The organism is Bradyrhizobium sp., assembly GCF_019244115.1.
Classification (GTDB): domain Bacteria; phylum Pseudomonadota; class Alphaproteobacteria; order Rhizobiales; family Xanthobacteraceae; genus Bradyrhizobium.
The window spans coordinates 1-8,936 of sequence record NZ_JAFATE010000711.1 but is presented as its reverse complement, the minus strand read 5'-3'; the positions used below and the strand labels follow the sequence as shown (position 1 = coordinate 8,936).

General features: G+C 63.1%; 10 protein-coding genes and 2 pseudogenes. 5 read left to right on the top strand and 7 right to left on the bottom strand.

Features of this window, described 5'->3' with window-relative positions; translation table 11 throughout:
* A pseudogene (locus tag JOZ76_RS30710) lies at positions 1 to 235 on the top strand (regulator); the annotation flags it as partial.
* Positions 236 to 254: 19 nt separating this feature from the next.
* Here JOZ76_RS30710 and JOZ76_RS30705 read toward each other — a convergent pair.
* Entirely contained in the window at positions 255 to 1,007 is a 753-nt protein-coding gene (locus tag JOZ76_RS30705; RefSeq protein ID WP_291705142.1) for an SDR family oxidoreductase, read from the bottom strand.
* Here JOZ76_RS30705 and JOZ76_RS30700 point away from each other — a divergent pair.
* The 4 genes and pseudogenes from JOZ76_RS30700 (at position 1,006) to JOZ76_RS30690 (ending at position 4,796) form a co-directional block, all read left to right on the top strand.
* Entirely contained in the window at positions 1,006 to 1,149 is a 144-nt protein-coding gene (locus JOZ76_RS30700) for a hypothetical protein (protein WP_291705140.1), read from the top strand. The genes JOZ76_RS30705 and JOZ76_RS30700 overlap by 2 nt on opposite strands.
* Before the next feature lie 537 nt (positions 1,150 to 1,686).
* A complete protein-coding gene (locus JOZ76_RS30695) occupies positions 1,687 to 2,688 on the top strand; it encodes a DctP family TRAP transporter solute-binding subunit (protein WP_291705138.1) in 1,002 nt (333 codons plus the stop codon).
* Positions 2,616 to 3,287, top strand: a pseudogene (locus JOZ76_RS38640) (TRAP transporter small permease); the annotation flags it as partial. The gene JOZ76_RS30695 and the pseudogene JOZ76_RS38640, both read left to right, overlap by 73 nt.
* A 225-nt stretch (positions 3,288 to 3,512) precedes the next feature.
* Positions 3,513 to 4,796, top strand: a complete 1,284-nt coding sequence (locus JOZ76_RS30690) for a TRAP transporter large permease (protein ID WP_441300132.1) — start codon at positions 3,513 to 3,515, stop codon at positions 4,794 to 4,796.
* An 18-nt stretch (positions 4,797 to 4,814) separates the two neighbouring features.
* Here JOZ76_RS30690 and soxA read toward each other — a convergent pair whose 3' ends face one another.
* The 6 genes from soxA to JOZ76_RS30660 form a co-directional block, all read right to left on the bottom strand.
* A complete protein-coding gene (gene soxA, locus JOZ76_RS30685; RefSeq protein WP_291705135.1) occupies positions 4,815 to 5,588 on the bottom strand; it encodes a sulfur oxidation c-type cytochrome SoxA in 774 nt (257 codons plus the stop codon).
* Positions 5,585 to 5,908 carry a thiosulfate oxidation carrier complex protein SoxZ gene (gene soxZ, locus JOZ76_RS30680; RefSeq protein WP_291705134.1) on the bottom strand — a complete coding sequence of 108 codons (324 nt, stop codon included), beginning with the start codon at positions 5,906 to 5,908 and terminating at the stop codon, positions 5,585 to 5,587. Before soxZ ends, soxA begins: the two co-directional genes overlap by 4 nt.
* The gene (locus JOZ76_RS30675) at positions 5,908 to 6,387 is read right to left on the bottom strand and encodes a SoxY-related AACIE arm protein (RefSeq protein ID WP_291705133.1); all 480 of its coding nucleotides are present in this window, start codon (positions 6,385 to 6,387) and stop codon (positions 5,908 to 5,910) included. The genes soxZ and JOZ76_RS30675 overlap by 1 nt, the downstream gene beginning before the upstream one ends.
* Before the next feature lie 11 nt (positions 6,388 to 6,398).
* On the bottom strand, positions 6,399 to 6,833 hold the full coding sequence (gene soxX / locus JOZ76_RS30670) for a sulfur oxidation c-type cytochrome SoxX (protein ID WP_291705131.1): 435 nt from the start codon (positions 6,831 to 6,833) through the stop codon (positions 6,399 to 6,401).
* Positions 6,834 to 6,846: 13 nt separating this feature from the next.
* Positions 6,847 to 8,124: an NAD(P)/FAD-dependent oxidoreductase gene (locus JOZ76_RS30665; RefSeq protein WP_291705129.1), complete on the bottom strand. Its 1,278-nt coding sequence runs from the start codon at positions 8,122 to 8,124 to the stop codon at positions 6,847 to 6,849.
* Between the two features lie 50 nt (positions 8,125 to 8,174).
* Positions 8,175 to 8,936: molybdopterin cofactor-binding domain-containing protein (locus tag JOZ76_RS30660; RefSeq protein WP_291705126.1), on the bottom strand; the 762-nt coding region annotated here is incomplete at its 5' end.

The following is an 8,936-nucleotide window of genomic DNA, read 5'->3' as shown; positions in this document are numbered from 1 at the left end:
CGTGATCGAGCGCGACTTCGTCAAGGCCTCAGCCTTCGCGCTCGCGGGTGCTGTGCTGACCTATTTCGGCTTCATGCATGGCGAGGCGGTCGGTATCGGCGGCGGGCTTGGCGTCACACCGGCCGTTGCGCTGGCCTACGCCGTCATGGCGGCAGGGTTCTTCGCACTCGGCCGGATGGAAACGAGCGAGGATTTCGTCGCGCATCCGGAGATGTCGGCGGCGCCTGCGGAGTAAGCGGACTGCTCTCGCGCCGCTAGAACTGGTAGCGGCGCAGTCCGCCATCGACCGGGATGACGGCACCTGTGATGTAGCGCGCGCGGGGCGAGGCCAGAAAGACCGCGAGCACGGCGAGGTCTTCGGGCTCGCCCCAATAGCCGACGGGAATCTCTTCCTCGGCAAAACGCTTGCGGTAGTTCTCGGGATAATTGCGGCGGATCTGCTCGCTCATGATCCGCCCCGGGGGAATGCAGTTGATGGTGATCCCGTGCTCGCCGACCTCCCGCGAGAGGCCCTTTGCCCAGGCGTGCACGGCCGCCTTGGCGGCAAAGGCTGCATTCAGTCCCTCGGGCTCGGACTTGCCGGTAACGTTGATGATGCGCCCCCATTTGCGCGCGATCATCTGTGGCAGCAGGGCGTGGGTCACTTGCCGGTAGCGGGTGAAGTTCAAGGTCAGCGCTTCATCCCAGGCGCTGTCCGGCGCATCGACAGGAAGCGGGCGGCTGCCCCCGGCATTGTTGACCAGGATGTCGATGTGTCCGACCGTTTCGATCGCAGCCGCAGCCAGGCGGGCCGCGGCATCCGCCTGCATGATGTCCTGCACGAGGGGAACGATGGCGGTGCCGCCTTGCGCCTTGACCTCCTCCGCAAGCTGATCAAGCAGCTCCCTGCGCCGCGCCACCGCAACGACGCGCACGCCCTCGAGTGCCAGCAGTTTGGCGATCGCCCGGCCGATGCCGATGCTGGCGCCGCTGACGAGAGCGGTCTTCGTCTTGAGTACGAGATCCATGTCAAAACTCTTCCTGATTGCCGGTGATACGCCTGCGCCGGCCTTCATTGTGCGACATAGCTGGCCGGAACTTGAGCAGGCGGGCGAACGGACATACAAGCAGCTCGGTGCCAAGACAACAACCGAGCATGATCCCGAATAGGGGGCCGGCTGTCCGCAACGATCACGCGCCAGCCAAGGGCCCGGCGATGGTCTGGAAGCCGCAGCAATATCTGGAATTCCCGGACCACAGGCTGAGGCCTTGTGATCGACCTTTTGATGCGCATTCCGGAGTTTTCGTTCGGACTGTGGTGAATCTCGGCGCGGGCGCAGGCGATGTCACCAGGCTCATCGAGGAGGGGAGCCTGACGCTGATGTTCTCGCAGTCGAGTGTTAGCGCGAAAGGGTTGCGGCAGGCCGCAAGGCAGCGCCCGGGGTGGAATGGCTGCAGCAGGATCTGAGACGATTGCGGCTCTTCATCGTGCTGCAGCGCAAGGCTCGACGTGTTGCGAGGTGCGACATCCTCGCACTGGCGTCACGCTGGACCTGGTTCGTGCGAAGCCTGTACTCTCCTGCTGCCGCGCTAACCGACCTGGACCATTCGGCTTAGGTCTAGTTGTTCCGGATTCGGTTTGCTGCCAGTACTGAAATCGGAAAACCAAAAAACAACGGGTTTCCAGAGTCCTCGGGAGGAGAATGGATGCGTCAGTCGATCCTTGCGGCGCTCATCGCGGGCCTGATTCTGGCGCCCTCCGCGGCGCTCGCGCAAACACCCATCGTCATCAAATTCAGTCACGTCGTCGCCAATGACACGCCGAAGGGCAAGGGTGCACTGAAGTTCAAGGAGCTGGCGGAAAAATATACCGATGGCAAGGTGAAGGTCGAAGTCTATCCAAACTCCTCGCTCTACAAGGACAAAGAGGAGATCGAGGCGCTGCAGCTCGGATCAGTGCAGATGCTCGCGCCGTCGACCGCGAAATTCGCCCCGCTCGGGGTGAAGGAATTCGAGGCGCTCGATCTGCCCTGGCTGTTCAAGGACGACGAGACCTACGCGCAGGCGATGAAGGGGCAGGTCGGCAAATGGCTGTTCCAGAAGCTCGAGACCAAGGGCATCACCGGGCTTGCCTACTGGGATAACGGCTTCCACATGGTATCAGCGAACCGGCCGTTGTCGAAGCCGGCCGATTTCGAAGGCCTCAAGTTCCGCATCTCGGGCTCCAAGATTGCCGATCAGTATTTTAGGATTCTCGGCTCGATCCCGCAGATCATGGCGTTTTCCGAGGTCTACCAGGCCCTGCAGACCGGCGTCGTCGATGGCTGCGAAAACACCGCGTCGAATTACCTGACCCAGAAATTCTACGAGGTGCAGAAGGACATCACCGTCTCCTATCACGCGCATCTGCAATATGCCGTCATCGTCAACTCGAAGTTCTGGGGAGGCCTGCCGCCGGGTGTTCGCGGTCAGCTTGAAAAGGCGATGGCGGAGGCGACCGACTACACCAACTCGATCGCGCGCAAGGAGAACGACGATGCGCTTGCCGAGATCAAGAAATCGGGCAAGACCACGCTGCACTATTTGACGGATGACGAGCGTAAGGCCTGGCAGGCGGCGATGCAGCCGACCTACAAATGGGCCAAGGGACGCGTCGGGCCGGAGGTGCTCGATGTGATCGCCAAAGAGCTCCACATCGAGATGAACTGACCCTGTCTGGCTCCAACCAGGTAACGATCGATGGGGAGCGGCCCGGCTCCCCTTCGAAATCGTTCAACATCGTACGTGCGGCCTCGCGCATCCTCGATCATCTCGAGGAATGGCTGATCGCGACACTGATCGCGGCTGCCACCCTTCTGATCTTCGTGGCGGTCGTGCACCGTTACGGCACCGGCGCCTCCATTGACCTCGCGAAATGGCTGACGGCGCATGGCGTGCCGCTGCTGCCGGATTTTTTCAAGAGCATCTACCGCTGGCTCTCCGCGCGCGACCTCTCCTGGGCGCAGGAACTCTGCATCTACATGTTCATCTGGATGGCCAAGTTCGGCGCCGCTTATGGCGTCCGCACCGGCATCCATGTCGGTGTCGACCTGCTGGTCAACCGGTTGCCGGAGCACTCCCGCAAACAGGTCGTTCTTTTCAGCCTTTTGTGCGGCGCGTTCTTCACTGGGATGGTTGCGGCCTTCGGCAGTTCGTTCGTGTCCGAGATGTTCAAGACCGGACAGCAATCGAACGATCTGGAAGCGCCGATGTGGTTCGTCTATCTGGCGATCCCGCTGGGCTCGGGCCTGATGTGCTTTCGCTTCCTGCAGGTCGCCTTCGCGTTCTACCGCACCGGCGGCCTGCCGCACCACAACGAAGCGCATATCGAAGGGATCGAGATCGATGCTCCCGATCTGCATCCGGCGCCGACCGGCGAAGCGGCCCCGCGCCGGCGATCGAGCCCGCTCGCGCTGATCCTCATGCTCGCGCCAGTCCTGATCCTTGCGATCTGTCTCGGCGAGAAGGCCGGCATCATCGTCCTGCCGCAGGCGATGCGCGCCGCGAGCATCTTCGCACTGCTAATCGCGCTGATGCTGACCGGAATCCCGATCTCGATCGCGCTCGGCCTGACCGTCCTCACGTTTCTGTTCACTCTGACGGCGGTTCCGATCGAGGCGGTCTCGATGAAGCTGTTCACCGGCATCGAGAGTTTTGAGATCATGGCGATCCCGTTTTTCATCCTCGCCGGCAATTTTCTCACCCATGGCGGCGTGGCACGCCGCATGATCAATTTTGCGACGAGCCTGATCGGCCATTGGCATGGTGGATTAGGGCTCGCCGGCATCGTGGCCTGCGCCATGTTCGCACTGGTCTGCGGATCGAGCGTCGCCACGGTTGCCGCGGTCGGGGCGATCGTGCTGCCGGAGATGGTGAGGAACGGCTATCCGATGCGCTTCGGCGCCGGCATCATCACGGTGGCCGGCTCGCTCGGCATCCTGATGCTGCCGTCGATCCCAAAGATCATCTACGCGATCTCGACCAACACCTCGATCGGCGCGCTGTTCGTCGCGGGCCTCTTGCCGGGCTCGATGCTCACCGCGATGCTCTGCGTCGTGACCTGGTATCTCGCTAAAAAGCGCGACTATCCGCGCATGACCAGGGCGACGTGGGGCGAGACCTGGACGGCGTTTCGCGACAGCGTCTGGGGCTTGATGCTGGTCGTGATCATCATCGGCGGCATCTATAGCGGCCTGTTCACCGCGACCGAGGCGGCCGCCATGGCCGCGGTCTACTCCTTCTTCATCTCGGTATTCGTGTACAAGGCGCTCGACCTGAAGGACTTGCCGCGCGTTCTGCTCCGGGCCGCCAATACCAGTGCGATGCTGCTCTACATCGTCACCAATGCGGTGCTGTTTTCCTTCGTGCTCAGCAATGAAAACATCCCGGCCGCACTCGCCGACTGGATCACGGCGCAGGATCTCGGCTGGGTCGGCTTCCTGCTGCTGGTCAACGTGCTGCTGCTGCTGGCCGGCAATTTCATGGAGCCGACTTCGATCATCCTGATCATGGCGCCGATCCTGGCGCCAGCCGCCAAACGGCTCGGCATCGATCCCGTCCATTTCGGCATCGTGATCGACGTCAACATGGAGGTCGGGCTCTGCCACCCGCCGGTCGGCCTCAACCTCTACGTCGCATCGATGATCGCCGGCATGCGCATCACGGATCTCGCCGTGTCCGTGCTGCCCTGGCTTCTGACCATGCTGGTGTTTCTGGTCATCGTGACCTACTGGCCCGGCCTCGTGCTCTGGCTGCCGACCGTGCTCGGGATGAGGTAGGGCGAGCTCAGCACGAATTTAGGGCCGCACCGCGGGCGACTCGATCGGCATGCCGGCGGCGCGTGTCATCAGATAAAGTTCGAGTTCGACCATCTCGGGCGAGCCGAACTCGAACGCCTGCGCCCGCACGCCCGTGACACAGCCGCGCAGGCGGCGCTGCAGTGAACCGAGCGACTGCCATTCCAGCCGGTAGAGCGGATAGCCAGTCGGCTGTCCCTGCGTGATTGCCGATCCGGCCAAGCGCTTGTCCCAATTGTCGTCATGGCAATTGGCGCAGGACAGGTTGAGTTGTCCCTCTCTGGTCATGAAGAGCTCGCGCCCCTTGTCGACGAAAGGAGCGAGTTGCGGATCGGCGCCCGCGGCAATCGGCATGCCGCGTGATTGCTCGGCGATGTAGGCTTCGAGCGCGAGCAGTTCACGGCTCTCATGGGCAAGGGGAGATGCCTGTTGATGGCGGGTGCGGCTCAGATTGATCGCCTGTTCGAGATCGACGGGCCGGCCAAGCACTTGATCGAAAGCCGGGTAGCGCGCAGCGACACCCCTCATGCTCTCGCGCGCGTCGCCATGACAATCGGCGCAGGCTTTTTCGCTTGCGCCATCCTGCTTCGCCCACAGGCTTTCACCCTCCATGACCCAGAGCATGCCGGGATTGGCGGTATCATCATCCTGCATGGCCCTGGTGTCCGGTGCCATGAAACTATAGCCGGAGCGACGCCCGGTCGCCGGAATTTCCCCGGCGCGAAGCAGATAGGGCATCATCAGCAGCACGACGAACGCAATCGATCGCTTCATTCGACGACGCTCAGGGATGCCGATGCGGTGGTGCTGAAACCGTGGTCACCGATCCATTCGAAATCGAACTTGCCGCTGTCATTGGCGATCATGAAGAACGAAAGATACGGGTTTGCGGCGATCGCCGGAAAGAAGTCGGCGCGGAACAATTCGGCGCCGTTGAAGCGGCAAGTGAAGCTCGTGATGATGTCGCGCGGGACGATTTCTCCAGCAGCGGTGTGGCGATAGCCGGTTTCCATGATGTGCGAGGTGAGCGCCTTGATCTCGATGACATCGCCGCGCCGGGCTTTCGCCGGGACGTTGATCAGAGCCTTCGCCATCACAGCACCTCCTCGGTGCAGGCCGCGAGCGTCACCACGACATCGACGCTGGTCTGCCAGAACGAGCCGTCCGACAGATGCGCGATGGCTGTGACCTTCTGGCTGTCGGCGAGCCGAATGCGGGTCGACACCTGGGCGCGACCGCTCAGCGGGCTCAGATAGAAGTTGCCGATGTTGGGTTGCGGATTCTTCTCGTTGAAGACGTGGATGCTCTTGACGTGATCCTCTGCCGTCATCGGACTGTCCACGCTGACCATCATCGGTACGGTGTTGCCGTTCTCGACCAGCGGCGGGATGTCGAGCTTGACCTTGCCGATGCGGAGCGGAGCCTCGCCGACGACGTTATGGATGGCAGCGGAAAGCATCGCAGGCGTCGCCTCGGCCGGCCGAACGGTGACGACCGGAAGCGCGCCGGCCGCGGCCGCGCTAGCGGCAAGCGTCAGGAAGTGCCGTCGCGTGGTCTCGTGCTGCTGATCCATCATCACACTTCCTAGTCGCGCAAGCTTACAAGATAGGCCACGATATCCTCGATTTGTTCCGCTGAGAGGATCGGCTTGCCCTGCCAGTTCTTAGCCACGCGCTGAAGGCCATCGATGCGATAATAGGACGGCATGATGGTCTCGGGATTGAAACGCGAGGCGTCGACCAGCCGCAAGCGCAGCTGGCTTGCCGTCCAGCGGCTGCCGGCACCAGTCAGGCTGGGCGCAAGGTCGCCCTGGAACCGGGTTTCGGGGAATGGTCCGTTATGGCAGAGGATGCAGGTGGACGCGCGATCGAGTACCAGCGCGCGCCCGCGCGTCGCATCACCGGGCGAGCCGGTCAACGAAGCCGGAATGCCGTCACCGATCACCGCGTAGTCCTGCAATTCCCCGGCACGCGAGGCGACGGGCAGGGCGACGGCGATCGCAAGCAGGACGCGGATCATATGGGCAATCGAGCTAGCCAAAGCTGTCCGCCGTGATCTCGGTGAACCAGGCCTTTGCCTTCTCGGCCTCGCGCTTGCGCTCTTCGATTGGCGCGTTAACGGGGCTCGTGGCGCCGCCTTCGACCTCGGCAAAGATGTCGTCCTTTGGCTGGTAGTTGCCTGCGAGCGAGAACGCATAGTCGGGCGCAACAGTGTTGTAGCAGACGCCGGTCAGGCGCGGCGGCTCCGGGGTGTTCCCCGCGAGCTGGCTTGCGATCACGGCAGCGCAGGCCTTGCCCTGCGCGCTTGCTGCGGACGCCGATTTCGGGATGCCGCCGCCGAGGCAGGCATCGCCGATCACATGGACGTTCGGAAGGAGCTTGGACGCAAACGTCGCGGGATCGATCGGGCACCAGCCGGTCTTGTCCGCCGCGCCTGCGATCTCTGAAATGCGCCCGGCCTTTTGCGGCGGGATGATGTTGATGACGTCGGCGGTGTAGTCGCCGAACTCGGTGACGATCTTGCGGGTTTTGGTATCGACCGAGGTGACGCGGCCGCCCTGCGAGAGCGCGATGCGTTCGATCAGACCGGGATAGAGCTCGGCCCAGGCGTTCTCGAACAGTCGCTGCTGAGAGAAGGTGTCCTTCGCGTCGAGGATCAGCACCTTCGAGCGCGGCTTGTGCGCCTTCAGATAATGAGCGATGAGACTCGCGCGCTCGTAAGGCGCGGGCGGACAGCGCGCCGGGTTCGCAGGGACCGCAATGATGACAGTGCCGCCGTCCTTCATCGCCTCCAACTGGCGGCGCAGCAACAAGGTCTGTTCGCCTGCCTTCCATGCGTGCGGCAGGCTGGCGGACGCGGCTTCGTCATAGCCGGGCAACGCCTCGTATCTGAAATCGATGCCAGGAGACAGCACCAGGCGGTCGTACCGGATCAAGCTTTCGTCGGCGAGAACGACGGTGCGCGCCTGGTGATCGACCGTGCTCGCGGCCTGGGCGGCGACGTGGATGCCTTCAGCGGCAAGTTTCTCATAGCCGAACTGCTGGGCGCCGATCTCCCGCAAGCCCGCGATCACCTCGTTGCTGAGGGGACAGGCCATGAACGTCCGATTCGGCTCGATCAGGGTGACGTCGAGTTTCGGATCATTCCGCTTCAGCGCGCGCGCACAGGCCGTGCCGCCAAAGCCGCCGCCGATCACGACGATGCGGGTCCTGGCCTGCGCGATCGAAGGTCGTGCGAAGGCCAACGACGCCGCGCCTGCCGCGAGGCCGCGAACAAGAGTTCTCCGCGTCGGCGGGCGCAGCGTGTTCATCCCAGGGATCCGAGAATGGTGCGGCGGGGTGATTCCCGCCGCACATCCGATCAGGCAAAGCTGATGTTCTGGTCCCGCAGCGGAACCGAACGGATTCGTTTGCCGGTCGCCGCGAAGAAGGCGTTGAGCACGGCGGGGGCTGCGACTGCAATCGTCGGCTCGCCGACGCCGCCCCAGAAACCGCCGCTCGGCATCACGATCGAATCCACCTTCGGCATCGCGGCGATTCGCATCGAATCATAGCTGTCGAAGTTGGTCTGCTCGATGCGGCCGTCCTTGACGGTGCAGCCGCCATAGAACAGTCCCGACAGGCCATAGACGAACGAACCCGCGATCTGCCGCTCGATCTGCGCCGGGTTGACGGCGTAGCCCGGATCGGTCGCCGCGACGATGCGATGCACCTTGATCTTGCTGCCATCGACGACGGAGATCTCGGCCGCCGCCGCGACATAGCTGTTATAGCTCATGAGATGGGCAAGGCCACGCGAGACGCCCTGCGGCGCCGGCTTGTCCCAGCCGATCTTCTCCGCCACCGCGTTGAGCGCGGCCAGATGTTTCGGTTTCGAGGCCATCAGCTTGCGCCGGAATGCGAGGGGATCCTGCCCGGCCGCATGCGCGAGCTCGTCCATAAAACATTCGAGATAGATCGCGTTGTGATTGACGTTCACCCCGCGCCAAAAACCCGGGATGATGTGCGGGTTGCGCATCGAATGCTCGATCAGGATATTCGGGATGGAATAGCCGATCGCGGCCTCACCGCTCTCGTTCAGACCGGCAAACGTCGCCGGATCCTTGCCGTTGACCAGCGCCTC

What these genes read in the sequence shown, in the direction of transcription:
- JOZ76_RS30700 (WP_291705140.1), top strand. Translation starts at nt 1,006, where the DNA reads ATGTCAAAACTCTTCCTGATTGCCGGTGATACGCCTGCGCCGGCCTTC.
- JOZ76_RS30705 (WP_291705142.1), bottom strand. Translation starts at nt 1,007, where the DNA reads ATGGATCTCGTACTCAAGACGAAGACCGCTCTCGTCAGCGGCGCCAGC.
- JOZ76_RS30695 (WP_291705138.1), top strand. Translation starts at nt 1,687, where the DNA reads ATGCGTCAGTCGATCCTTGCGGCGCTCATCGCGGGCCTGATTCTGGCG.
- JOZ76_RS30690 (WP_441300132.1), top strand. Translation starts at nt 3,513, where the DNA reads ATGCGCGCCGCGAGCATCTTCGCACTGCTAATCGCGCTGATGCTGACC.
- soxA (WP_291705135.1), bottom strand. Translation starts at nt 5,588, where the DNA reads ATGAAGCGATCGATTGCGTTCGTCGTGCTGCTGATGATGCCCTATCTG.
- soxZ (WP_291705134.1), bottom strand. Translation starts at nt 5,908, where the DNA reads ATGGCGAAGGCTCTGATCAACGTCCCGGCGAAAGCCCGGCGCGGCGAT.
- JOZ76_RS30675 (WP_291705133.1), bottom strand. Translation starts at nt 6,387, where the DNA reads ATGGATCAGCAGCACGAGACCACGCGACGGCACTTCCTGACGCTTGCC.
- soxX (WP_291705131.1), bottom strand. Translation starts at nt 6,833, where the DNA reads ATGATCCGCGTCCTGCTTGCGATCGCCGTCGCCCTGCCCGTCGCCTCG.
- JOZ76_RS30665 (WP_291705129.1), bottom strand. Translation starts at nt 8,124, where the DNA reads ATGAACACGCTGCGCCCGCCGACGCGGAGAACTCTTGTTCGCGGCCTC.